This window comes from Pseudomonas sp. L13 (assembly GCF_009935965.1).
In the GTDB taxonomy this organism is placed as follows: domain Bacteria; phylum Pseudomonadota; class Gammaproteobacteria; order Pseudomonadales; family Pseudomonadaceae; genus Aquipseudomonas; species Aquipseudomonas lactis.
This window is the reverse complement of the sequence record NZ_QODJ01000044.1, coordinates 1-21,204: the sequence shown is the minus strand read 5'-3', so window position 1 is coordinate 21,204 and position 21,204 is coordinate 1. Positions and strand designations below refer to the sequence as shown.

Below are 21,204 nucleotides of genomic sequence, written 5' to 3'. Positions count from 1 at the left end.
TCTGTTCATGATCTCTACCTTGCGACGTGGCCTGCTGGTACTGCTTGCAGCATTGCCGATGATGGCCAACGCGGCAGGTTCTGCGCACGATTTGGTGCAGGACACCACCAGCAAAATGCTGGCTGACCTCAAGGCTAACAAAGAACAGTACAAGCAAGACCCTTCCAAGTTCTACAATGCGCTCAACACCATCGTTGGCCCTGTGGTCGATGCTGAAGGCATCTCCAAAAGCATCATGACGGTCAAGTATTCGCGCAAGGCTACGCCTGCGCAAATGCAGACTTTCCAGGAAAACTTCAAGAAGGGTCTGTTCCAGTTCTACGGCAACGCTCTGCTGGAATACAACAACCAGGGCATCGTCGTTGACCCTGCCAAGGAGGAGTCGGGCGACCGTGCCGAGGTCGGGATGAAAGTCTCGGGCAGCAATGGCGCGATCTATCCGGTGTCCTACACCCTGACGAAGATCAACGGCGAGTGGAAACTGCGTAACGTGATCATCAACGGTATCAACATCGGCAAGCTGTTCCGTGACCAGTTCGCCGACGCGATGCAGCGCAATGGCAACGACCTGGACAAGACCATCAATGGTTGGGCCGGTGAAGTGGCCAAGGCCAAGGAAGAAACCGACAAAGCTGCCGGGAAGCCTGCGCAATGACCGAGTCGGCTGTTCGTATCGGCGACGCCGGCGAGCTGTTCCTCAGCGGCGTGCTGGATTACCGCACCGGGCCTGACCTGCGCAAGCAGGGCCAGGCGTTGATCAAGGCCAGCAAGGCGCCGCAGCTGGTGCTCGATTGTTCGGCGGTGACCAAGTCCAGCAGTGTCGGCCTGTCGTTGTTGCTGTGCTTCATGCGTGATGCCGAGGCGGCGAAAAAGCCGGTCAGCATCCGTGCGTTGCCGGAAGACATGCGTGAAATTGCCGAAGTTTCCGGTTTGACCGAGCTGCTGGCGCATCCTTAATACACATTATTAGAAAAGCCCCCCGTCAGAGTCCTGCTACGCGGGGTTCGCAGGCGCGGGGCTTTTTTGTATGATGTGCGACCCGTGCGCACTGGGCGCCGATAGAGGTTGAGCATGCAGGCCCTAGAAGTTAAGAGCTTCCTTGAAGGAAAGCTGCCGGAAACGACTGTAGAAGTTGAAGGCGAAGGCTGCAATTTCCAGCTGAACGTGATTAGCGATGAACTGGCGGCATTGAGCCCGGTCAAGCGTCAGCAGCAGATCTATGCCCATTTGAACCCATGGATCACCGATGGCAGCATCCATGCGGTCACTATGAAATTTTTCAGCCGCGCGGCCTGGGCCGAGCGCACCTGAGCCCCCAAGGCGTCGAGATTCTTATGGATAAATTGATTATTACCGGCGGTGCCCGCCTTGATGGCGAGATCCGCATTTCCGGTGCGAAAAACTCCGCCTTGCCGATTCTGGCAGCGACCCTGCTGTGCGATGGCCCAGTGACTGTGGCCAACCTGCCGCACTTGCACGACATTACCACCATGATCGAGCTGTTCGGTCGCATGGGCATTGAGCCGGTGATCGACGAGAAGCTGGCGGTCGAAATCGACCCGCGCACCATCAAGACTCTGATCGCACCGTACGAACTGGTGAAAACCATGCGTGCGTCGATCCTGGTGCTGGGCCCGATGGTTGCCCGTTTCGGCGAAGCCGAAGTGGCCTTGCCTGGCGGTTGCGCCATTGGTTCGCGTCCGGTCGACCTGCACATCCGTGGCCTTGAGGCCATGGGCGCAGTCATCGACGTCGAAGGCGGCTACATCAAGGCCAAGGCGCCGGAAGGCGGCCTGCGGGGCGCGAACTTCTTCTTTGATACCGTCAGTGTGACCGGTACCGAGAACATCATGATGGCTGCTGCCCTGGCCAACGGTCGCAGCGTGCTGCAGAACGCCGCGCGCGAGCCGGAAGTGGTCGACCTGGCCAACTTCCTCAACGCCATGGGCGCGAAGGTTTCCGGTGCTGGCACCGACACCATCACGATTGATGGCGTAGAGCGTCTGCACACCGCCACTTACAAAGTCATGCCTGACCGCATCGAGACCGGCACCTACCTGGTTGCCGCTGCTGTGACCGGTGGCCGTGTGAAGGTCAAGGACACCGATCCGACCATCCTGGAAGCCGTCCTGGAAAAACTCAAGGAAGCCGGCGCAGAGATCACCACCGGTGAAGACTGGATCGAGCTGAACATGCACGGCAAGCGGCCAAAGGCTGTCAACGTGCGTACCGCTCCGTACCCGGCGTTCCCGACCGACATGCAAGCGCAGTTCATTTCCCTGAACGCAATTGCCGAAGGCACTGGTGCCGTGATCGAGACCATCTTCGAAAACCGCTTCATGCACGTGTATGAACTGCACCGCATGGGCGCCAAGATCCAGGTCGAAGGCAACACTGCCATCGTCACCGGCATCGACAAGCTCAAGGGCGCGCCAGTCATGGCAACCGACCTGCGTGCTTCGGCCAGCCTGGTAATCTCGGCACTGTGCGCCGAAGGCGACACCCTGATCGACCGCATCTACCACATAGACCGTGGTTACGAGTGCATCGAAGAGAAACTGCAGATGCTCGGCGCGAAAATCCGCCGCGTACCGGGCTAGTCCCCGCTGCCCTGTAGGAGCGAGCTTGCTCGCGAAGGCCTCATGTGCACCGCGTTGACTCTGAATAAACGCGTTATCGTTGACGTTCTTCGCGAGCAAGCTCGCTCCTACACACACCGGTTTGTTTCAAGTCGAGGCTGTCATGGCCTCGATCTGTGTCTGGCGCCGTTTGCGACCGGACAGCAATAGCCTGATGAAGGACTGACATTTCCCATGTTGACCATCGCACTGTCCAAGGGCCGCATCCTTGACGACACGTTGCCGCTTCTGGCTGAAGCGGGCATCGTGCCGACCGAGAATCCGGACAAGAGCCGCAAGCTGATCATCCCCACGACCCAGGACGACGTGCGCCTGCTGATCGTGCGGGCTACCGACGTGCCGACCTACGTTGAACATGGCGCCGCCGACCTGGGTGTCGCCGGCAAGGACGTGCTGATGGAATACGGCGGCCAGGGCCTGTACGAGCCTTTGGACCTGCGCATCGCGCTGTGCAAGCTGATGACCGCCGGCCGCGTCGGTGATGTCGAACCCAAGGGCCGCCTGCGGGTCGCCACCAAGTTCGTCAACGTTGCCAAGCGCTACTACGCCGAACAAGGCCGTCAGGTCGATATCATCAAGCTCTACGGCTCCATGGAGCTGGCACCGCTCATCGGCCTGGCCGACAAGATCATCGACGTGGTCGACACCGGCAACACCCTGCGCGCCAACGGTTTGGAGCCCCAGGATTTTATCGCGGACATCAGCTCTCGCCTGATCGTCAACAAAGCATCGATGAAGATGCAGCACGCCCGTATCCAGGCGTTGATCGACACCCTGCGCAAGGCAGTGGAGTCTCGACACCGCGGTTGACTCACCCGCGTAGCTGAAAAGCTACGCCCGTCTATCCGCCTCATAGCCAGAATTCTCAGGTGCCCAAGCGGAAACGACTGCTAGTTTAGGGCGCCTGAGTTTTTGCCAATTCTATTGAGGCCCTCGCTATGACCACGTCCACTGCAATTGCCCGACTCAACGCTGCCGACCCGGATTTCGCCCATCATCTGGATCATCTGCTGAGCTGGGAAAGCGTGTCTGACGACTCGGTCAACCAGCGGGTGCTCGACATCATCAAGGCCGTGCGCGAGCGCGGTGATGCGGCGCTGGTGGACTTCACCCGCCAGTTCGACGGCTTGGACGTAAAGTCCATGGCCGACCTGATCCTGCCGCGTGAACGCCTGGAGCTGGCGCTGACGCGCATTACCGCGCCACAGCGCGAAGCCCTGGAAGTCGCAGCGGCGCGGGTACGCAGCTACCACGAAAAACAGAAGCAGGACTCCTGGAGCTACACCGAGGCCGACGGCACTGTGCTGGGCCAGAAGGTCACGCCACTGGACCGCGCCGGCCTGTACGTGCCGGGTGGAAAAGCTTCGTATCCATCGTCGGTGTTGATGAATGCCATCCCGGCCAAAGTCGCCGGCGTGACCGAAGTGGTCATGGTGGTGCCGACCCCCCGTGGCGAAATCAACGAGCTGGTGCTGGCTGCCGCCTGCATCGCCGGCGTCGACCGCGTGTTCACCATCGGTGGCGCCCAGGCCGTCGCAGCGCTGGCCTATGGCACCGAAAGCGTGCCGAAGGTCGACAAGGTTGTTGGCCCTGGCAACATCTACGTCGCCACCGCCAAGCGCCATGTGTTTGGCCAGGTCGGTATCGACATGATCGCCGGCCCCTCGGAAATCCTCGTGGTCTGTGACGGCCAGACCGACCCGGACTGGATCGCCATGGACCTGTTCTCCCAGGCGGAGCACGATGAAGACGCCCAGGCAATCCTGGTCAGCCCCGATGCCGAGTTCCTCGACAAGGTCGCCGCCAGCATCAATAAGCTGCTGCCGACCATGGAGCGTGCCGAGATTATCGAGAAATCGATCAATGGCCGTGGTGCGCTGATCCTGGTGCGTGACATGGAGCAGGCCATCGAAGTGGCCAATCGCATCGCACCGGAGCACCTGGAGCTGTCCGTAGCGGACCCACAGGCCTGGTTGCCGTCGATCCGTCACGCCGGGGCGATCTTCATGGGCCGCCACACCAGCGAAGCCCTGGGCGACTACTGCGCCGGCCCCAACCACGTGTTGCCGACCTCCGGCACTGCACGTTTCTCGTCGCCGCTGGGGGTGTACGACTTCCAGAAGCGCTCGTCGATTATCTTCTGCTCGCCACAAGGCGCTTCCGAGCTTGGCAAGACCGCCTCGGTGCTGGCCCGTGGTGAATCCCTCAGCGCGCACGCACGCAGCGCTGAATACCGCATCGTCAAGGGAGAGTAAGGCATGAGCAAATTCTGGAGCCCTTTCGTCAAGGACCTGGTGCCTTACGTACCCGGTGAGCAACCGAAGCTGACCAAGCTGGTCAAGCTCAACACCAACGAAAACCCCTACGGCCCGTCGCCCAAGGCGCTGGCGGCAATGCAGGCCGAGTTGAACGACAACTTGCGCCTGTACCCAGACCCCAACAGCGACCTGCTCAAGCAGGCCGTGGCCAAGTATTACGGGATCGACGCCGGCAAGGTGTTCCTGGGCAACGGTTCCGATGAAGTCCTGGCGCACATCTTCCATGGCCTGTTCCAGCACGATCTGCCGCTGCTGTTCCCGGATATCAGCTACAGCTTCTACCCGGTGTACTGCGGCCTGTACGGCATCACGTTCGATGCGGTGCCATTGGACGAGCAGTTCCAGATTCGCGCCGCTGACTACGCCAGGCCCAACGGCGGGATCATCTTCCCCAACCCCAACGCGCCCACCGGCTGCGTACTGGCGCTGGACGCGGTGGAGCAGATCCTCAAGGCCAGCCCGGATTCGGTGGTGGTGGTCGATGAAGCCTATATCGACTTCGGCGGCGAAACTGCCATCAGTCTGGTCGACCGTTACCCGAACCTGCTGGTGACGCAGACCCTGTCCAAATCGCGCTCACTGGCCGGTTTGCGTGTGGGCCTGGCCGTGGGCCATCCAGACCTGATCGAGGCGCTGGAGCGGGTCAAGAACAGCTTCAACTCCTACCCGTTGGATCGGTTGGCGATTGTTGGTGCTGCGGCGGCGTTTGATGACCGTGAATACTTCGAGAAGACCACTCAGTGGGTGATCGACAGCCGCAACCAGGTCGTCGCGCAATTGGAAGCTAAGGGGTTCGAGGTGTTGCCGTCGGCGGCGAACTTCATCTTCGCGCGTCACCCGCGGCATGACGCTGCAGGGCTGGCCGCCAAGTTGCGCGAGCAAGGGGTGATTGTGCGGCACTTCAAGCAGGAGCGGATTGCCCAGTTCCTGCGGATCAGTATCGGGACGCCGGAGCAGAACCAGGCGCTGATCGACGGGCTCGGCGAGCTCTGAAAGACGCTGAAAATCAAATGTGGGAGCTGGCTTGCCTGCGATGACGGTGTAACAGTCGACCTATCTGTCGTTTGATACACCGCTATCGCAGGCAAGCCAGCTCCCACACTGATTTGCGTTTAGTCAGTTACAGCAGCGGCTCATCCGGCTTCTTGTTCTTCCAGCCATCATTGCCCGGCAGCAGCAAGTTCAAGCCAATCGCTACCACCGCACACAGGGCGATGCCCTTGAGGCCGAAATCATCCGGGCCGGTGCCGGTACCGACCAGTACACCGCCAATCCCGAACACCAACGTTACCGACACAATCACCAGGTTGCGCGCCTCGCCCAGGTCGATCTTGTGGCGAATCAGCGTGTTCATCCCCACCGCAGCAATCGAGCCGAACAGCAGGCACAGAATCCCGCCCATCACCGGTACGGGGATGCTCTGCAGCAGCGCGCCGAACTTGCCGATGAACGCCAGGCTGATGGCAAACACTGCCGCCCAGGTCATGATCTTCGGGTTGTAGTTCTTGGTCAGCATCACGGCGCCGGTCACCTCGGCGTAGGTGGTGTTCGGCGGGCCGCCAAACATGCCGGCAGCCGTGGTGGCGATACCGTCACCCAGCAGCGTGCGATGCAGGCCAGGCTTTTTCAGGTAATCGCGGCCGGTCACGCTGCCTACCGCAATCACGCCACCGATATGCTCGATCGCCGGGGCCAGGGCCACCGGGACGATAAACAGGATCGCCTGCCAGTTGAACTCCGGCGCGGTGAAGTGGGGCAGGGCGAACCAGGGTGCAGCGGCGATCTTTGCCGTATCGACCACGCCAAAGTAGAACGACATGGCAAAGCCCACCAGCACGCCGGAGATGATCGGCACCAGGCGGAAGATGCCCTTGCCGAACACCGCCACGATCAAGGTGGTCAGCAGTGCTGGCATCGAGATCAGCATTGCTGTCTGGTAATGAATCAGCTCGCTGCCGTCCCCGGCCTTGCCCATGGCCATATTGGCGGCAATCGGCGCCATGGCCAGGCCGATCGAGATGATCACCGGGCCGATGACCACGGGCGGCAGCAGCCGGTCGATAAAACCGGTGCCCTTGACCTTCACGGCCAGGCCCAGGAACGTATAGACGAAACCCGCCGCCATCACGCCGCCCATGGTCGCCGCCAGGCCGAACTGGCCCTTGGCGAGAATGATCGGGGTGATGAACGCGAAGCTCGATGCCAGAAATACCGGCACCTGCCGCCCTGTCACCACCTGGAACAGCAACGTGCCCAAGCCTGCGGTAAACAGCGCGACGTTTGGATCAAGACCTGTGATCAGCGGCATCAACACCAACGCGCCAAATGCTACGAAGAGCATTTGTGCGCCAGACAGGATCTGGCGCCAAAGCGGGTCGTTGAATTCATCCTGCATGCTCACGCGTCCTTCTGCTTGGTGCCGAAGATCTTGTCACCGGCATCGCCAAGGCCCGGGATGATGTAGCCGTGTTCGTTCAGGCGCTCATCGATGGACGCGGTGTAGATCTGCACGTCCGGATGGGCTTTTTCGACGGCGGCGATGCCTTCGGGCGCAGCCACCAGCACCATGGCGCGGATGTCCCGGCAACCGGCTTTTTTCAGCAGGTCGATGGTGGCAACCATGGAACTGCCGGTGGCGAGCATCGGGTCGATGATCATGGCCAGGCGTTCGTTGATTTCCGGGACGAGTTTTTCCAGGTAGGTGTGGGCCTGCAGTGTTTCTTCATTGCGGGCCACGCCCACGGCGCTGACCTTGGCGCCCGGAATCAGGCTGAGTACACCTTCAAGCATGCCGATACCGGCACGCAGGATCGGCACCACGGTAATTTTCTTACCGGCGATTTTCTCCACCTGTACGGGACCGGCCCAACCGGGGATCTCGTAGGTTTCCAGGGGCAAATCCTTGGTGGCTTCGTAAGTGAGCAATGCTCCGACTTCCTGAGCAAGCTCACGGAAGTTCTTCGTGCTAATGTCGGCACGGCGCATAAGGCCGAGTTTGTGTCGGATCAGCGGGTGGCGGATCTCGCGAGTGGGCATAGGAAAGGCTCCGGCGGCGGGCAAAAAAACCGGCCTAGATTAATCTATCCGAGGGTGTTGTCCTATAGACATCAAGTACGTTAGTCCATAAAGGCTTGATTGGAGCGCACGAGAAGCGTACCTTCGCCCGCTTTTCTTGCCACAGCACCCCCTTGGAGAGCGCCATGTCTGCTGATCTCGAGCATATCCGTCAAATCATGCACGAGGCTGACTGCCTGTACACCGAAGCGCAAGTCGAAGCAGCGATCGCCAAGGTCGGCGCGCACATCACCCGCGAAATGGCCGACACCAACCCGGTGGTCTTCTGCGTGATGAACGGTGGCCTGATCTTCGCCGGCAAATTGCTCACTCACCTGCAGTTCCCACTGGAAGCCTCTTACCTGCACGCCACCCGCTATCGCAATGAGACCAGCGGCGGCGACTTGTTCTGGAAGGCCAAGCCGGAAGTGTCGTTCATCGACCGTGACGTGCTGATCATCGATGACATTCTCGATGAAGGTCACACCCTGGGTGCGATCATCGACTTCTGCAAACATGCCGGCGCACGCAAAGTGCACACCGCTGTGCTGATCGACAAAGACCACGACCGCAAGGCTCGCCCAGAGCTGAAAGCCGATTTTGTCGGGCTGCCGTGCGTCGACCGTTATATCTTCGGGTATGGCATGGACTACAAGGGCTACTGGCGTAACGCCAATGGCATCTACGCCGTTAAAGGAATGTAATCGATGGCCCGCTTTCTTGATCAGACGCTGTTTGCCGAGTTGGCCGAGAAAGCGGCCGCCAATCCCCGTGGCCGTCAAAACGTTAACTTCCATGAGATGCAAGAGCCTTGTCATCGCATGGCGGTCGGTTTGCAGCCCAGCACCTATGTGCAGCCTCACCGCCACCTGAGCGCCGACAAGGCGGAGACCTTGCTGGTGCTCAAAGGGCGCCTGGGTATCCTGATTTTCAGTGAGACAGGTGAGGTGCTGAGCACACGTGTATTGCAAGCGGGCGGAGAGTGCCAGGGCGTCGACCTGTCGCCGGGCGTGTTCCATGGCCTGGTAGTGCTTGAACCGGACAGCATCATGTTTGAGTGCAAGGCTGGCCCTTACCGCGCTGTCGGTGAAGGTGAGCTGGCCGACTGGGCACCCCGCGAAGGCGAAGAAGGGATGGCGGAGTATCACCGCTGGATGCTTGCTCAGTTCGACTGAACACTGAAATCGTAGGAGCGAGCTTGCTCGCGAAAAACGTCAACGATAACGCGTGCTTCCTGAATAAACGCGGCGCGTTTGAGTTTTTCGCGATCAAGCTCGCTCCTACAGGTATTAAGGCCGGCCCCCTCCCACATCCGGCGTCGCGCAGGTAGACTTCAAGCCCCGTGTAAATGTCTGCAGGCTGGAGTCGGTAATGCGTAAAGATAAGAAACAGGTGATTGGCGACGAAATCGGTGACGACCAGATCAAGTTGTTCCTGGACTTCGAGCCGGTTGATGCGACGTCGCCGTCCCTGCACAAACTGATCAAGGCCTATCGCGGCCTGCGTATCGACGACTTTGAGCGGTTCTTGGGGTTCTTCAAGGCAGCAGGCCTGGACCTGGACGGCAAGGACGAGCATGGCCAGACCTTCGTCGACCTGATCAAGGACCAGCGCAACGCCGCCGAATACATTGAGCTGATCGACAACGCCCGCCGCTGATTATCCGAGCTACAAAAAAACGCCCCGGCCTCATGAGAGTCCGGGGCGTTTTGCTTTTACCTGTAGGAGCGAGCTTGCTCGCGAAGAACCTGAGAGCGCTGCGTTAATCCACTTGCGCTGCGTTATCGTTGACGTTTTTCGCGAGCGAGCTCGCTCCTACAGGGGCCACCAGCTCCAGGCTGATGTTGTTCTGCGTGTTGATCTTGCGATACAGCTCGGCGTCCGTCTCCAGCACTTTCTCGCGCGCCGGGAAGATCTCATGCAGCTTGGTAGCCCATTCACCGGCAGCTTTCTGCGGGAAGCAACGCTCGATCAACTCCAGCATGATCGAGACGGTGACCGAAGCGCCTGGAGACGCGCCCAGCAGCGCCGCAAGCGAGCCGTCCTTGGCCGCGACCAGTTCGGTACCGAATTGCAGCACACCGCCTTTCTTCGGGTCTTTCTTGATGATCTGTACGCGCTGGCCGGCCACTTCCAGGCGCCAGTCTTCGGCTTTCGCCTCGGGGTAGAAGCGACGCAGGGATTCCAGGCGCTGTTCCATGGACTGGCGCACTTCGCTGACCAGGTACTTGGTCAGGTCCATGTTGTCGCGGGCGACGGCCAGCATCGGGCCTATGTTGCCGGCGCGAATCGACATCGGCAGGTCAAGGAACGAGCCGTGCTTGAGGAACTTGGTGGTGAAGCCGGCGTATGGCCCGAACAGCAGGGATTTCTTGCCATCCACTACGCGGGTGTCCAGGTGCGGCACGGACATCGGTGGCGAGCCCACGGCAGCCTGGCTGTAGACCTTGGCCTGGTGGTGCTTGACCACTTCCGGGTTGTCGCAACGCAGCCACTGGCCGCTCACCGGGAAGCCGCCGAAGCCTTTGCTCTCTTCGATGCCCGAGGCCTGCAGCAACGGCAGCGCCGCACCGCCAGCGCCGAGGAATACGAACTTGGCATCCACGTCGCGGCTGTTGCCGCTGTTGACGTCCTTGATGCTCACGGTCCAGCCCGCGCCGTTGCGCTTGAGGCCGGTCACGCGCTTGCAGTACTTGACCTGGGCGTCCGGCGAGCTGGTCAGGTGGCTGAGCAGTTGGTTGGTCAGGGCGCCAAAGTTGACGTCGGTGCCGTTCATCACGCGGGTGGCGGCAATTTTTTCGTCGAGCGGGCGGCCGGGCATCATCAGCGGCATCCACTCAGCCATTTCACTGCGGTCTTCGGTGTAGTGCATGTCCGAAAACGCGTGGTGCTGGCTGAGGGTTTCAAAGCGCTTCTTGAGGAAAGACACGCCTTTGTCGCCCTGCACGAAGCTCAGGTGCGGCACCGGGCTGATGAACGACTTGGACGAGCCAAAGGTGCCCTTCTTGGTCAGGTAAGCCCAGAACTGCTTCGACACCTCGAACTGGGTGTTGATGTGCACGGCTTTCTTGATGTCGATGGAGCCATCGGCGGCCTGCGGCGTGTAGTTCAGCTCACACAGCCCTGCGTGGCCGGTACCGGCGTTGTTCCACGGGTTGGAACTCTCCGCGGCACCCGAATCCATCAGCTCAACGACTTCCAGCGTGAGGCCGGGGTCGAGCTCTTTGAGCAGTACGGCCAGGGTGGCACTCATGATGCCGGCCCCTACCAGTACTACGTCGACTGCTTCGTTATGCGCCATTTAACGCGTCTCCAAAATCTGCAGCACCAAATTGTCGGCATGGCTGCCAGGAGTGACGGGGCGGTTCACGTGTTGCCCCAGGTTACCCATGGCCAGGATCGCCATGTCCGATTCGCAATTCTTTGCAACTTCAGCACACGCTTCCTGCCGGGCTAATCTGCCTATGAACGCATTCATGGGCGCCTGTGGCAATTCGACTTATGGTCAAAGCGTGCGATTCGTGCAACCAATCCGTAGCGGACAGGCTCAAGCTCCGGTTTTTGAGGCGTGCTCGGTCCTGTGTAATTGGGCTGTTCCAGACGCTGATGGTGCTTGTACAAACGCCAAACTATTCATTTGCTCGCCACACTCTTGTGAAGTTGTGAAAACCCGTTTTTTCACGCTCTTTTGAAGACGTGAACCTCAAAAAAGGGCTGCCCCAGCCTGGCACCTGGCCCGCAAACCTCTGCCGACACGCGGCAAAACGGGCAAACAACTCAAGTGGCCGAGCGCAATGGCAGCTCTGGCAGATTCGATAAAAGACGGGGTGGTTTGCAAAGGAAACAGCAAGCACGCCAGCTTCACTCGATCTGTGTGGGCGGCTCTCTGTGGGCGATTTTGGGGGCTAATGCCTGGGCATTAACGATGCTGCGAGGCCCGATCAGGAGACGTCCTTATAATCGGGGGGAGATTGTAGCGAAGAACGCCAGGGAAATGGGCGTGTTTTATGACTTTTATTAGGGCGTCGGTCAGGAGGCCAACGCTTGCCGGTGCCGTGGGCGAAAAACCTGCGGGCTGACCCGGGCGCTGGCCGGCAGTGGGCGGTGCATCCAGCCCAGGTGAGTCTCAGTCACTTCCACCCAGCCTTCACCGACGGGCGGCAGGCTGCACTGCTTGAAGGCCAGGCAATGACCGTGGGCGTCGAGCAGGGCAAAGTGGCGGTGACGGGCGTGCGACATGAACAGGGTCTTGAGAAGGCGCATGGCTGTGTACCTAGTGTGTTACATGCTTGAAGGTTGCCAGTGTGGCATGACACTGGGGTGACGAATTTATGCGAATTTGTAATTTGCACAGCGGCTTCAGCCGCCGTTCAGGATCGCTGGTGAGTGGCGCGCGTGCACCGTTATACTGGCGACCTGTCTGCACCTAGTCCTGGAGAAATGCGATGTTGCAACGCCTGTTGTTCGGTTTGATCACTGTGACCAGTTTGACCCTTGTCGGCTGCGCCAACAGCCCGCAACAACTCAGCCCGCAACCTAAAGTCACTGCGCCGTTGGCTGCGGTAGGCCACGGCCAGCCGGTGTCGGTGCGCGTGGTCGACGGTCGTCCGTCGCCAACCCTGGGCTCGCGTGGCGGCCTGTATCCGGAGACCGCACTGATTTCGGTGACCGGCCAGGATGTGCTGCCCAAGTTGCAGGCCCAGGCTGAAGCCGCCGTGCGCTTGTTGGGCTTTACGCCGACCAACTCGCCAGGCGTGCCGCAACTGACCGTGACCCTGGCCGAGCTGAAATACCAGTCGCCCAAAGACGGCCTGTATGTGACCGAGGCTTCAATCGGCGCCACCTTCAAGTCTGACGTCAGCGCCGGTACCCGCCGCTACAGTGGCCGCTACGCCGCCTCGCTCAACCAGCGTTTCGGCATGTCGCCCAACCAGGAAACCAACACCAAGCTGGTCAGCGACGTGCTCAGCGATGCCTTGACCCGCCTGTTCAAGGACCCAAGCATCGGTCAACTGCTCAGCGCGCAATAAGCCGTTCATAAAAAAACCGGGTTCATCGCTGAGCCCGGTTTTTTTGTGCCTGTGGTTTGGTCATGCCGCCGTATCGACATAAAAGTCCAGCATGCTCACACCGGTGAGCAAATCCAGCTCCGGCAGGTCGGCATGCTGGTGCCCGCCGAGGGCGCAATACACCAGCCAATGGCGGTCCTGAACGTTGAACGCGAGGCTGCCGATCAAGGCCTCCTGTTCCTCGGTCTGGGCGATCAGATACAGCCGATCCTGGTTTTGCGCATGCAACATGACAAGCTCCTCAAGCGTCGAAGGGCAACAGAGTGGCTTGTTAAGGTGACGTTCAGGTGACGGCGTAAATTACTCGATACATTAGCCGTCCATGGGGAAGGAGCATTAAAGGCGCAGGAGGCGACTGTCGTTCAGGTGTGTATCTGGACCGATACCCGAACACTGGTTCACCGAGGTTTGCGATGGCGCAGCCCGCACTGCTCATCAATATTGTTGCCCTGTTGGTTGCCTGCTCGGGCGCCTGGGTGCTGTTCATCACCCGTCTGCATGCGCAACGTGCGATGGCCGATCTGGCCCTGCGCAGCGAAGAGCGCGCTATCGACCAACCGATGCTGTTTCTGGATACGCGCACCGAACGGGCGCATCGCCTTGCGTACCGCGTCGGGTTCGCCTGCCTTGGCCTGGCCCTGGCCATCTCCTGGCTCAGCACCCGCTTTTAAGGCTACTGCAAGTCAAATGTGGGAGCGGGCTTGCCCGCGAAGGCGGCGTATCAGCCACTGAATCTTTAACTGAACCACCGCTATCGCAGGCAAGCCAGCTCCCACACTGGCCATGCACTGCCTGCAGAATCAGCGCCTGCCACATATCCCCTGTGGGCTCACTATTACAGCGGGATCCCAGCCTTGACTCGGTATTGGTTGCGTACCGGCGTCGCATACTGCACCACCAGGTAAGGCCGGTGCTCCGCCGGGCACGCGTTCAAGCGCCGTTCCCATTCTGCCTTGGCCTTGGCCAGCTCATCGGCCGGGAATACGTCCGCCGCCTTGGGCACCTGCAATTGCGGGTCGGCATCACTCCACTGCGCATACGCCAGGTAGTGCACCGGGAATAACCGATAGCCGCCCAGGATCTGCCGGTCCATTTCCGCGGCCAGCAGCTTGGTGTCTTCAAAACGCTCTGTGATCGGCGGCGCAAAGTTCACGTGCACCCGGCCTTTATAGCCGGTAATGCCCAGCGCAATGCTCACATCATCCTCGCCCGGTGCCTTGGTGTAGGTGCCGGTGGTGGCACGGATATACAGCTCGCGGGCTTTGGCGGCATCGCAAGGGTCGTACTCGTAGCTGATGGACACCGGCGTCAGGTTCAACGACTGGATGACTTCGGCAAACGGCTCGTCCTTGCGGCTGACGTGGAACATCTTGAGGATCGCTGATTCGGTACGGTCATCGCCATCCTTGGCCCGGCCTTCAGCCTGGGCGATCCAGATCGACTGGCAGTCGTTGCGGATCGAATGGTTGATGTAGGCCGACAGCAGGTTGTAAGCCGCCATCTTCTCCTTTCGCCCGGTGATCGAACGGTGCACGATGAAGCTCTTGTTCAGGCGCATCAGGTCGCTGACAAACGGTTTTTGCAGCAGGTTGTCGCCGATGGCGATGCGCGGCGTCGGCAGGCCGGCGTGGTACACGGCGTAGTTGACGAAGGCCGGGTCCATCACGATGTCGCGGTGGTTGGCCAGAAACAGGTAAGCGGTGCCGGATTTCAGTTGCTCGACGCCGGTATAGGTCACACCGTCGGTCGCCCGGTCGATGGTGTGGTCGACGTAGTACTCGACTTTGTCCTGCAGCGTGGCCACGGTGGTGACGCCGGCGAACTCACGGCGCAGTTTGCGCGCGATCATCGGCTTGAGCAGCCAGCCCAGGGCGCCGGCGAAGCGCGGGAAGCGGAAGTGGGTCAGGATGTCCAGAAAGGCCTTGTCACTGAACAGACGCGCCAGCACTGCCGGGACTTCGCTGTCGTTGTAAGGTCGGATGGTATCGAATTCGCCCATCATGCTCTCTTGTTAGAAACGGCTAGGGTAAGTAAAGGAAATAGCAGGGGCGGCGTGAGTAAACTGGCTCTGCCGGAAATAGCCCTGTAAATAGACCGGCGATTATACGCACAAGTCACCTGGGAGACTGCGATGCTGGAAACTGAGCCGTACGATTGTCCTTATTGTGGGGAACCGGCCGAGGCTGTACTGGACCTTTCTGGCGGCGATCAGACATACATCGAAGACTGTCCGGTGTGCTGCCGGCCGATTTATTTCATCCTGCAAACGGACGGTCGTGAATGGATGCTTGATGTCCATGCAGAGAACGAATAGCCGAGAGTGAATACAGGTACGCCTCATGCAGCGAATCTACGAACCGGAAAACCTGATGGAGGGCGAGTTGCTGCAGCAGATGCTTGCCAGTGAAGGTATCGAGGCGCACCTGATGGGGCGCCACTTGCTCGGCGGCACGGGCGAGTTGCCGATATTCGGCTTGCTGGGGCTGGAGGTCGACAACGATCAGGCCGCCTGCGCCCGCGAGCTGATCACTGCCTATATCGGCGCACAACCGTTGCCCGGCGACGAACCCGACAGCTTCCCCGACGTATTGGTCTGTTAGGCTGTCGGTCGGTTTACCCAAGAGTCGTGTTGCCCCATGTGTGGACGTTATGCCCTGTTTCGCTGGAACCCTGCCTTTGCTGCCTTGCCTGGCTTCCCCGCCGACCAGCAGGCCCAGTGGAACATCTCTCCCAATGATTCGGTGCTCATCCAGCGCCTGAGCGAGGGCCAACTCACCCTGGCGCGTGCCCGCTGGGGCCTTACGCCGCCCTGGCTCACAGACCTGTCGCGCACCCCGGCCCACGCACGCGCCGAAACCCTGGCCGAACAACCGATGTTTCGTGAAGCGTTCCGCCAGCGCCGGTGCCTGCTGCCCGCCAATGGCTTTTATGAATGGCGCGGCACCCAGCGCAAGCGCCCGTACTGGCTCACACCGGGGGAGGGCTCCACGTTGTTCTTTGCCGCAGTATGGGAAGCGTATCCGGTGCAGGAGCAGGTATGGCTGAGTACGGCGGTGATTACCCAAGCTGCGCAAAGTCAGCGCCGGCCATTGATCCTGGACGCGGCAGGGCAGGCCGCCTGGCTCGACCCCGCGACACCGCTGCCTGTGTTGCAGGGCCTGTTGGCGGCTGAGCCTGCCGTGTTGCGCGAGCGGGTGCTGGCCAATATGGTCAACGATCCGAAGCTCAATGGGCCGGAGTGCCTGACCCCGGCATAAGCTTGCCAGTCGGGCCACGTTCAGATGTATCTGAAAATCAGCGGTTAAACGTCTGGTGTATCTGGCGCAGATACAAATGACCGCCTACGATACGCGCCATGTTTTCAGGGAGCGTGTTCATGAAGAAGTCATTGGTGGTAAGTGGTTTGGTTGCAGCGATGCTGCTGGCGGGTTGTCAGTCGGTCAATACCACCAGCGGCGGCGCCGTTGGGGTAGAGCGCAAGCAGTACATGTTCAGCATGCTGTCGAGTCAGGAAGTCGACCAGATGTATGCCCAGTCTTATCAGCAGACCCTGGGTGAAGCCAGCAGCAAAGGGGTGCTGGACAAGACCAGCGCCAACGCCAAGCGCGTGCAGGCCATTGCCAAGCGCCTGATCGCCCAGGCTCCGACCTTCCGTGCGGATGCCGCCCAGTGGAACTGGGACGTGAACCTGATCAAAAGCGATGAGATGAACGCCAACTGCGGGCCTGGCGGCAAGATCCTGGTGTACAGCGGCTTGATCGACAACCTCAAGCTCACCGATGACGAACTGGCTGCGGTCATGGGCCATGAAATCGCCCACGCTCTGCGTGAACACGGCCGCGAAGCCATGTCCAAGGCTTACGGTATCCAGATGGCCAAGCAGGGCGCCGGGGCGATATTCGGTCTCGGCCAGGACAGCCTGGCACTGGCCGATACCGTGGCCAACTACGGCATGACCTTGCCCAACAGCCGCAGCAATGAAAACGAAGCCGACCTGATCGGCCTGGAACTGGCCGCCCGCGCTGGCTACAACCCCAACGCGGCCATCACGTTGTGGAACAAGATGGCCAAGGCTTCGGAAGGCGCACCGCCGGAGTTCATGAGCACCCACCCGGCTTCCGACAGCCGCATCGCGTCGTTGCAGGCGGCGATTCCGAAGGTAATGCCGCTTTACCAGCAGGCCAAGAAGTCCTGATCGACGCCGCGTAGGAGCGAGCTTGCTCGCGAAAAACTCACCGGCGCCGCGTTTATTCAGGCAGCACGCGTTATCGTTGACGTTTTTCGCGAGCAAGCTCGCTCCTACAGGCGGTGTTCGGCTTAGATCCAGCCGCTGCTTTGCATGGCCTTGTACACCGCAATAATCGCCAGGACGAAGAACGCCGTAGCCGCCAAGCGACGAATCAAGGTCAGCGGCAGTTTCTCCGCGGCAAAATTCCCCGCCAGCACCACCGGTACGTTGGCAATCAACATGCCCAGGGTGGTACCGATAATCACCAGCCACAATTCCGGGTATTGCGCCGCCAGCATCACCGTGGCGATCTGGGTCTTGTCGCCGATTTCGGCGAGGAAGAACGCAATCAGGGTGGTCAGGAAGGGCCCGAACTTACGGGTAGTACTGGCTTCGTCATCATCGAGTTTGTCCGGCACCAGGGTCCACAGCGCCGTGGCGCAGAAGCTTGCGGCGAGGATCCAGTGCAGCACCGCATCCGAGAAGAAACTCCCGAACCAGGCGCCCACGGCACCGGCCGCCGCATGGTTGGCCAGGGTCGCGGCGACAATGCCGGCGATGATCGGCCAGGGCTTGCGAAAGCGTGCGGCAAGGATGAGTGCGAGCAGTTGCGTCTTGTCGCCGATTTCGGCCAAGGCAACGATTGCGGTAGGAACGAGTAGTGAATCCAGCATCAGGTAGTTTCCAGGGGCGGGTCGACACGGCTATGACACGTACAGCCTTCCCGCCCCGGGTAAGGTGTGCGTGTCATAGGTCTTGTCAAACCCCGGTCCGTCTGTGCGAACTCCTGGGTCGCATACGCCATGGTCTGCTGACCAAGTATGTTGACGTATGCCGGACGAGCATGGCGCTCGTGGGAGACTACTCCCCTAGGACGCTGCGGATTCTGCCTAGGCAAAACCCATTCGGCAAGCGTTCTTTTTCAAACCTCCCTCAGGGGCGCTTGGCACGGTAAATGCGAAAACCATTGCCTTCGGCCTTGATTGCGCAGATGCCCAAATGCTCTTCGATCAGGGGCTGGTACTTCAGGAAGCTATTGGCGACCAGGCGAAGTTCGCCACCTTTTGCCAGGTGTTTCGCTGCTTTTCGCAGCAAGTTCTCCGTGGCGAAATAATCGGTGTGCACGCCGACGTGAAAGGGCGGATTGCTCAAAATCGCGTTCAAACCCATGGGCGCCGCGTCGATACCGTCACCGGTCAACACCTCGGCTTCCAGGCCGTTCGCCGCCAGCGTCAGGCGACTGCTGGCGGCGGCGAAGGCATCCACATCCAGCATCGTCACCCTGTTGTGCGGGTAGCGGCGCTTGACCGCAGCCCCCAATACGCCGGCGCCGCAACCAAAGTCGAGCAGGTTGCCGCTGGGCAGTTTGTCCAAGTGCTCCAGCAACAACTCGGTGCCGCGGTCCAGGCGGCCATGGCTGAACACACCTGGCAAGCTCACCACTTTCAGCGGGCCTTCGGCCAGCGGTACGTCGAAAACTTGCGCCAGGCTCTCAAGCGCCACGGCTTGCGGTGCGTTGGCGACGGTGACCTGCCACAACTGGCAATGCCGTGCGCTATCGAGCTTGCGCGGTTTGCCGAAGGGAGCCATCTGTTTGGCGGCGCTTTCGATACCGCCCTTTTTCTCGCCCACCAGAAACAGCTCGGCGCCAGGCAGGCGCGCAGCCACGGCGTTGAGCAGGTAGTCGGTGAGGTCTTTGGACTTGGGCAGGAAAATCACGGCCGCATCAAAGGCGCGCTCGGGGACATTCACGCCAAACTGGCTGCGTTCGGCAAAGCGCGCATCGAGCGCCGCCTGGTCACCGGCATGCCAGCACCAGCCGTGGGCGTTGGGCAGGCGCCCAAGCAAATCGTCGGCAGGCAAACCTACGAGCAGCAGGTTGCCTTGAAAAAGTTCGGCCTGGCGAAGCAGTACTTCACTGCGCGGATCCATGGTCTGCTCCTTGAAAAGGGGCGCAGTTTATCAACTGACGACGCGCAGCGGGGCGCCGCTGAAAAAGCCCAGGGCGTTTTCCGTGAGCTGGCCGACGATGCGCTGCCGTGCTTCGCGACTGCCCCAGGCGTTGTGGGGCGTGACGATCAGTCGTGGAATGTCTGCAGCCAGCAGCGGGTTGCCATTGACTGGCGGCTCGACATTCAGCACATCAGTCGCCGCGCCGCCAAGATGACCACTGCGCAATGCATCAGCCAGGGCCTGTTCATTGATCAAACCACCGCGTGCGGTGTTGACAATAAACGCGCCGGGCTTGAGCAAGCTCAGTTCACGAGCGCCGATAAAGTCGCGAGTGTGCTCGTTGAGTGGGCAGTGCAGAGTCAGCGCATCGACCTGGGTCAGCAATTCTTCCAGCGGCACACGGTCGGCGCGGGCAGGGCGCCCAGGTATCGCGCCGAGCACCACACGCATGCCGAACGCTTCAGCCAGGCGCGCCACGGCACTGCCCAGTTCACCATGGCCGAGCAGGCCGAGGGTTTTGCCTTCCAGTTCGACGATCGGATGGTCCAGCAGGCAAAACTGTTTGGCCTGCTGCCATTTGCCAGCGGCCACATCCTGTTGATAGTCCTTCAAGCGCGTGGCGAGGTTGAGCAGCAGCATGATCGTATGTTGTGCCACCGATGGCGTGCCATAGCCCTGGCAGTTGCTCACGGTAATCCCCTGGGCGCGGGCGGCTTCAAGGTCGATATTGTTGGTGCCAGTGGCCGACACCAGGATCAGCTTGAGCTCGGGGCAGGCGGCCAGGGTTTGGGCCGTGAGCGGGATTTTATTGCTGATGGCGACTTGGGCGCCCTGCAAGCGCTCCTGCACATTTTCTGGCGTGGTCTGTTCAAACAGCTGCAACTGGCTGAAGCACTCATGCAAACCGCTGAGGTCGAGGTCGCCCAAGTCCAGGGAAGGGTGGTCGAGGAAGACGGCGCGGCGATTGTTCATGATCAACTGTACCTTTTGCGACGAGGTTCGAAGGCGTAATCTGCCGAGCCTATCAGATGAAATAATCAGTTACTTAATGGAGTGAGCATGTACGTCGCCGAGTTTTTGACCGTAGCCTTGATTCACTTGCTGGCGGTGGCCAGCCCCGGCCCGGATTTCGCCGTGGTGGTGCGTGAGAGTGTGACCCATGGCCGCCGCGCTGGAACCTGGACGGCCTTGGGCGTCGGTTCGGCGATTTTCCTGCATGTGGGTTACTCATTGCTGGGTATTGGCTTGATCGTGTCCCAGTCCATTGTACTGTTCAATGCGTTGAAGTGGGCGGCAGCGGCTTACCTTCTGTACATCGGCTTCAAGGCCCTGCGTGCCCAGCCGGCCAAGCCTGTGGCCGAAGGCGAGTTGCACCGTGAAGCGGGTGAGCGCACCCCACGTGGCGCGTTTACCGCAGGCTTTGTGACCAATGGCTTGAACCCCAAGGCCACGTTGTTTTTCCTGTCGTTGTTTACCGTGGTGATCAACCCCCACACACCATTGGCGGTGCAGGCCGGTTATGGGGTGTACCTGGCGGTGGCCACGGCCCTGTGGTTTTGCCTGGTGGCCATGTTGTTCAGCCAGCAGCGCGTGCGGGCCGGGTTTGCGAAGATGGGTCATTGGTTTGATCGGACCATGGGCGCGGTGTTGATTGCCATTGGTGTGAAGTTGGCCTTCACCAGCATGAAGTAAGCGCGTTCACTCAAGCGGGCAGGGGCAAAATGTGGGAGCTGGCTTGCCTGCGATAGCGGTCTGACAGCCGACGCCCATCTACCTGACACCCCAATGATCCTAGTGTGGGAGCTGGCTTGCCTGCGATAGCGGCCTGCCAGCCGACACCTATCTACCTGACACCCCACAATCCAGCTGTGGGAGCGGGCTTGCTCGCGAAGGCGGCCTGGCAGTCAACACGGTTGGATTGTGTACATATCCATTGCTGCGGT

At 60.4% G+C, this 21,204-nt stretch carries 26 protein-coding genes and 1 riboswitch; of the genes, 17 read left to right on the top strand and 9 right to left on the bottom strand.

The window, feature by feature from the left end; genetic code table 11:
• Window positions 1-7: 7 nt before the first annotated feature.
• The 7 genes from DK871_RS20210 (at window position 8) to hisC (ending at window position 5,950) form a co-directional block, all read left to right on the top strand.
• Window positions 8-655, top strand: coding sequence for a phospholipid-binding protein MlaC (locus DK871_RS20210; protein ID WP_161906412.1), 648 nt, complete (start codon window positions 8-10; stop codon window positions 653-655).
• On the top strand, window positions 652-957 hold the full coding sequence (locus tag DK871_RS20205) for a lipid asymmetry maintenance protein MlaB (RefSeq protein WP_161906411.1): 306 nt from the start codon (window positions 652-654) through the stop codon (window positions 955-957). Before DK871_RS20210 ends, DK871_RS20205 begins: the two co-directional genes overlap by 4 nt.
• A gap of 114 nt (window positions 958-1,071) precedes the next feature.
• A complete protein-coding gene (locus tag DK871_RS20200; RefSeq protein WP_003188597.1) occupies window positions 1,072-1,311 on the top strand; it encodes a BolA family protein in 240 nt (79 codons plus the stop codon).
• A 23-nt stretch (window positions 1,312-1,334) separates the two neighbouring features.
• Window positions 1,335-2,600, top strand: a complete 1,266-nt coding sequence (gene murA, locus DK871_RS20195) for a UDP-N-acetylglucosamine 1-carboxyvinyltransferase (protein ID WP_003188598.1) — start codon at window positions 1,335-1,337, stop codon at window positions 2,598-2,600.
• 213 nt (window positions 2,601-2,813) lie between these two features.
• The gene (hisG, locus tag DK871_RS20190) at window positions 2,814-3,449 is read left to right on the top strand and encodes an ATP phosphoribosyltransferase (protein WP_003188599.1); all 636 of its coding nucleotides are present in this window, start codon (window positions 2,814-2,816) and stop codon (window positions 3,447-3,449) included.
• A 128-nt stretch (window positions 3,450-3,577) separates the two neighbouring features.
• A complete protein-coding gene (gene hisD / locus DK871_RS20185) occupies window positions 3,578-4,894 on the top strand; it encodes a histidinol dehydrogenase (RefSeq protein WP_003188601.1) in 1,317 nt (438 codons plus the stop codon).
• Between the two features lie 3 nt (window positions 4,895-4,897).
• Complete coding sequence (gene hisC, locus DK871_RS20180) at window positions 4,898-5,950, top strand: histidinol-phosphate transaminase (protein ID WP_161906410.1); 1,053 nt, start codon at window positions 4,898-4,900, stop codon at window positions 5,948-5,950.
• A gap of 127 nt (window positions 5,951-6,077) precedes the next feature.
• Here the strand turns inward: hisC and DK871_RS20175 are convergent, their stop codons facing one another.
• Window positions 6,078-7,352: a uracil-xanthine permease family protein gene (locus DK871_RS20175; protein WP_161906409.1), complete on the bottom strand. Its 1,275-nt coding sequence runs from the start codon at window positions 7,350-7,352 to the stop codon at window positions 6,078-6,080.
• 2 nt (window positions 7,353-7,354) lie between these two features.
• Complete coding sequence (gene upp / locus DK871_RS20170) at window positions 7,355-7,993, bottom strand: uracil phosphoribosyltransferase (RefSeq protein ID WP_003188608.1); 639 nt, start codon at window positions 7,991-7,993, stop codon at window positions 7,355-7,357.
• Between the two features lie 164 nt (window positions 7,994-8,157).
• Between upp and DK871_RS20165 the strand changes: the two genes are divergently transcribed.
• From DK871_RS20165 to DK871_RS20155, 3 genes are all read left to right on the top strand, one after another.
• Window positions 8,158-8,715 (top strand): hypoxanthine-guanine phosphoribosyltransferase, encoded by a 558-nt coding sequence (locus DK871_RS20165; protein ID WP_003188610.1) that lies wholly within the window; start codon window positions 8,158-8,160, stop codon window positions 8,713-8,715.
• Window positions 8,716-8,718: 3 nt separating this feature from the next.
• Window positions 8,719-9,186 (top strand): WbuC family cupin fold metalloprotein, encoded by a 468-nt coding sequence (locus tag DK871_RS20160; protein ID WP_094774462.1) that lies wholly within the window; start codon window positions 8,719-8,721, stop codon window positions 9,184-9,186.
• 196 nt (window positions 9,187-9,382) lie between these two features.
• A complete protein-coding gene (locus DK871_RS20155) occupies window positions 9,383-9,670 on the top strand; it encodes a PA4642 family protein (protein WP_161906408.1) in 288 nt (95 codons plus the stop codon).
• A 103-nt stretch (window positions 9,671-9,773) separates the two neighbouring features.
• Here DK871_RS20155 and mqo read toward each other — a convergent pair whose 3' ends face one another.
• Together mqo and DK871_RS20145 are read right to left on the bottom strand one after the other, a co-directional pair.
• The gene (gene mqo / locus DK871_RS20150) at window positions 9,774-11,312 is read right to left on the bottom strand and encodes a malate dehydrogenase (quinone) (RefSeq protein WP_256677496.1); all 1,539 of its coding nucleotides are present in this window, start codon (window positions 11,310-11,312) and stop codon (window positions 9,774-9,776) included.
• Between the two features lie 728 nt (window positions 11,313-12,040).
• Entirely contained in the window at window positions 12,041-12,274 is a 234-nt protein-coding gene (locus tag DK871_RS20145; RefSeq protein ID WP_003188617.1) for a hypothetical protein, read from the bottom strand.
• A 182-nt stretch (window positions 12,275-12,456) separates the two neighbouring features.
• On the opposite strand from DK871_RS20145, the gene DK871_RS20140 reads away from it, so the two are divergent.
• Complete coding sequence (locus DK871_RS20140) at window positions 12,457-13,041, top strand: YajG family lipoprotein (protein WP_014716946.1); 585 nt, start codon at window positions 12,457-12,459, stop codon at window positions 13,039-13,041.
• 60 nt (window positions 13,042-13,101) lie between these two features.
• Here DK871_RS20140 and DK871_RS20135 read toward each other — a convergent pair whose 3' ends face one another.
• Window positions 13,102-13,311, bottom strand: coding sequence for a hypothetical protein (locus tag DK871_RS20135; RefSeq protein WP_161906407.1), 210 nt, complete (start codon window positions 13,309-13,311; stop codon window positions 13,102-13,104).
• Window positions 13,312-13,493: 182 nt separating this feature from the next.
• On the opposite strand from DK871_RS20135, the gene DK871_RS20130 reads away from it, so the two are divergent.
• Window positions 13,494-13,751 (top strand): hypothetical protein, encoded by a 258-nt coding sequence (locus DK871_RS20130; protein WP_161906406.1) that lies wholly within the window; start codon window positions 13,494-13,496, stop codon window positions 13,749-13,751.
• Window positions 13,752-13,915: 164 nt separating this feature from the next.
• Here the strand turns inward: DK871_RS20130 and DK871_RS20125 are convergent, their stop codons facing one another.
• Complete coding sequence (locus DK871_RS20125; protein WP_178116069.1) at window positions 13,916-15,079, bottom strand: 1-acyl-sn-glycerol-3-phosphate acyltransferase; 1,164 nt, start codon at window positions 15,077-15,079, stop codon at window positions 13,916-13,918.
• A gap of 132 nt (window positions 15,080-15,211) precedes the next feature.
• Between DK871_RS20125 and DK871_RS20120 the strand changes: the two genes are divergently transcribed.
• From DK871_RS20120 to DK871_RS20105, 4 genes are all read left to right on the top strand, one after another.
• Window positions 15,212-15,394 carry a CPXCG motif-containing cysteine-rich protein gene (locus tag DK871_RS20120; protein WP_161906404.1) on the top strand — a complete coding sequence of 61 codons (183 nt, stop codon included), beginning with the start codon at window positions 15,212-15,214 and terminating at the stop codon, window positions 15,392-15,394.
• A gap of 25 nt (window positions 15,395-15,419) precedes the next feature.
• Window positions 15,420-15,680, top strand: coding sequence for a putative signal transducing protein (locus tag DK871_RS20115; RefSeq protein WP_161906403.1), 261 nt, complete (start codon window positions 15,420-15,422; stop codon window positions 15,678-15,680).
• Between the two features lie 36 nt (window positions 15,681-15,716).
• Window positions 15,717-16,337, top strand: coding sequence for an SOS response-associated peptidase (locus DK871_RS20110; protein ID WP_047712605.1), 621 nt, complete (start codon window positions 15,717-15,719; stop codon window positions 16,335-16,337).
• Window positions 16,338-16,456: 119 nt separating this feature from the next.
• Window positions 16,457-17,275: a M48 family metallopeptidase gene (locus DK871_RS20105; protein ID WP_014716953.1), complete on the top strand. Its 819-nt coding sequence runs from the start codon at window positions 16,457-16,459 to the stop codon at window positions 17,273-17,275.
• Window positions 17,276-17,397: 122 nt separating this feature from the next.
• Here DK871_RS20105 and DK871_RS20100 read toward each other — a convergent pair whose 3' ends face one another.
• From DK871_RS20100 to DK871_RS20090, 3 genes are all read right to left on the bottom strand, one after another.
• Window positions 17,398-17,982, bottom strand: coding sequence for a TMEM165/GDT1 family protein (locus DK871_RS20100; RefSeq protein WP_054897011.1), 585 nt, complete (start codon window positions 17,980-17,982; stop codon window positions 17,398-17,400).
• Between the two features lie 88 nt (window positions 17,983-18,070).
• Window positions 18,071-18,190, bottom strand: a riboswitch (yybP-ykoY riboswitch).
• A 51-nt stretch (window positions 18,191-18,241) separates the two neighbouring features.
• Window positions 18,242-19,240, bottom strand: coding sequence for a class I SAM-dependent methyltransferase (locus DK871_RS20095; RefSeq protein ID WP_161906402.1), 999 nt, complete (start codon window positions 19,238-19,240; stop codon window positions 18,242-18,244).
• A 30-nt stretch (window positions 19,241-19,270) separates the two neighbouring features.
• Complete coding sequence (locus tag DK871_RS20090) at window positions 19,271-20,236, bottom strand: 2-hydroxyacid dehydrogenase (protein ID WP_161906422.1); 966 nt, start codon at window positions 20,234-20,236, stop codon at window positions 19,271-19,273.
• A gap of 84 nt (window positions 20,237-20,320) precedes the next feature.
• On the opposite strand from DK871_RS20090, the gene DK871_RS20085 reads away from it, so the two are divergent.
• Entirely contained in the window at window positions 20,321-20,953 is a 633-nt protein-coding gene (locus DK871_RS20085; RefSeq protein ID WP_124365860.1) for a LysE family translocator, read from the top strand.
• The last annotated feature ends 251 nt before the right edge of the window (window positions 20,954-21,204 follow it).

What these genes read in the sequence shown, in the direction of transcription:
- DK871_RS20105 (WP_014716953.1), top strand. Translation starts at nt 16,457, where the DNA reads ATGAAGAAGTCATTGGTGGTAAGTGGTTTGGTTGCAGCGATGCTGCTG.
- DK871_RS20140 (WP_014716946.1), top strand. Translation starts at nt 12,457, where the DNA reads ATGTTGCAACGCCTGTTGTTCGGTTTGATCACTGTGACCAGTTTGACC.
- DK871_RS20205 (WP_161906411.1), top strand. Translation starts at nt 652, where the DNA reads ATGACCGAGTCGGCTGTTCGTATCGGCGACGCCGGCGAGCTGTTCCTC.
- mqo (WP_256677496.1), bottom strand. Translation starts at nt 11,312, where the DNA reads ATGGCGCATAACGAAGCAGTCGACGTAGTACTGGTAGGGGCCGGCATC.
- DK871_RS20130 (WP_161906406.1), top strand. Translation starts at nt 13,494, where the DNA reads ATGGCGCAGCCCGCACTGCTCATCAATATTGTTGCCCTGTTGGTTGCC.
- DK871_RS20115 (WP_161906403.1), top strand. Translation starts at nt 15,420, where the DNA reads ATGCAGCGAATCTACGAACCGGAAAACCTGATGGAGGGCGAGTTGCTG.
- DK871_RS20135 (WP_161906407.1), bottom strand. Translation starts at nt 13,311, where the DNA reads ATGTTGCATGCGCAAAACCAGGATCGGCTGTATCTGATCGCCCAGACC.
- hisD (WP_003188601.1), top strand. Translation starts at nt 3,578, where the DNA reads ATGACCACGTCCACTGCAATTGCCCGACTCAACGCTGCCGACCCGGAT.
- DK871_RS20175 (WP_161906409.1), bottom strand. Translation starts at nt 7,352, where the DNA reads ATGCAGGATGAATTCAACGACCCGCTTTGGCGCCAGATCCTGTCTGGC.
- DK871_RS20200 (WP_003188597.1), top strand. Translation starts at nt 1,072, where the DNA reads ATGCAGGCCCTAGAAGTTAAGAGCTTCCTTGAAGGAAAGCTGCCGGAA.
- hisC (WP_161906410.1), top strand. Translation starts at nt 4,898, where the DNA reads ATGAGCAAATTCTGGAGCCCTTTCGTCAAGGACCTGGTGCCTTACGTA.
- DK871_RS20120 (WP_161906404.1), top strand. Translation starts at nt 15,212, where the DNA reads ATGCTGGAAACTGAGCCGTACGATTGTCCTTATTGTGGGGAACCGGCC.
- DK871_RS20210 (WP_161906412.1), top strand. Translation starts at nt 8, where the DNA reads ATGATCTCTACCTTGCGACGTGGCCTGCTGGTACTGCTTGCAGCATTG.
- DK871_RS20155 (WP_161906408.1), top strand. Translation starts at nt 9,383, where the DNA reads ATGCGTAAAGATAAGAAACAGGTGATTGGCGACGAAATCGGTGACGAC.
- hisG (WP_003188599.1), top strand. Translation starts at nt 2,814, where the DNA reads ATGTTGACCATCGCACTGTCCAAGGGCCGCATCCTTGACGACACGTTG.
- DK871_RS20165 (WP_003188610.1), top strand. Translation starts at nt 8,158, where the DNA reads ATGTCTGCTGATCTCGAGCATATCCGTCAAATCATGCACGAGGCTGAC.
- upp (WP_003188608.1), bottom strand. Translation starts at nt 7,993, where the DNA reads ATGCCCACTCGCGAGATCCGCCACCCGCTGATCCGACACAAACTCGGC.
- DK871_RS20095 (WP_161906402.1), bottom strand. Translation starts at nt 19,240, where the DNA reads ATGGATCCGCGCAGTGAAGTACTGCTTCGCCAGGCCGAACTTTTTCAA.
- DK871_RS20160 (WP_094774462.1), top strand. Translation starts at nt 8,719, where the DNA reads ATGGCCCGCTTTCTTGATCAGACGCTGTTTGCCGAGTTGGCCGAGAAA.
- DK871_RS20145 (WP_003188617.1), bottom strand. Translation starts at nt 12,274, where the DNA reads ATGCGCCTTCTCAAGACCCTGTTCATGTCGCACGCCCGTCACCGCCAC.
- DK871_RS20100 (WP_054897011.1), bottom strand. Translation starts at nt 17,982, where the DNA reads ATGCTGGATTCACTACTCGTTCCTACCGCAATCGTTGCCTTGGCCGAA.
- DK871_RS20125 (WP_178116069.1), bottom strand. Translation starts at nt 15,079, where the DNA reads ATGGGCGAATTCGATACCATCCGACCTTACAACGACAGCGAAGTCCCG.
- murA (WP_003188598.1), top strand. Translation starts at nt 1,335, where the DNA reads ATGGATAAATTGATTATTACCGGCGGTGCCCGCCTTGATGGCGAGATC.
- DK871_RS20085 (WP_124365860.1), top strand. Translation starts at nt 20,321, where the DNA reads ATGTACGTCGCCGAGTTTTTGACCGTAGCCTTGATTCACTTGCTGGCG.
- DK871_RS20110 (WP_047712605.1), top strand. Translation starts at nt 15,717, where the DNA reads ATGTGTGGACGTTATGCCCTGTTTCGCTGGAACCCTGCCTTTGCTGCC.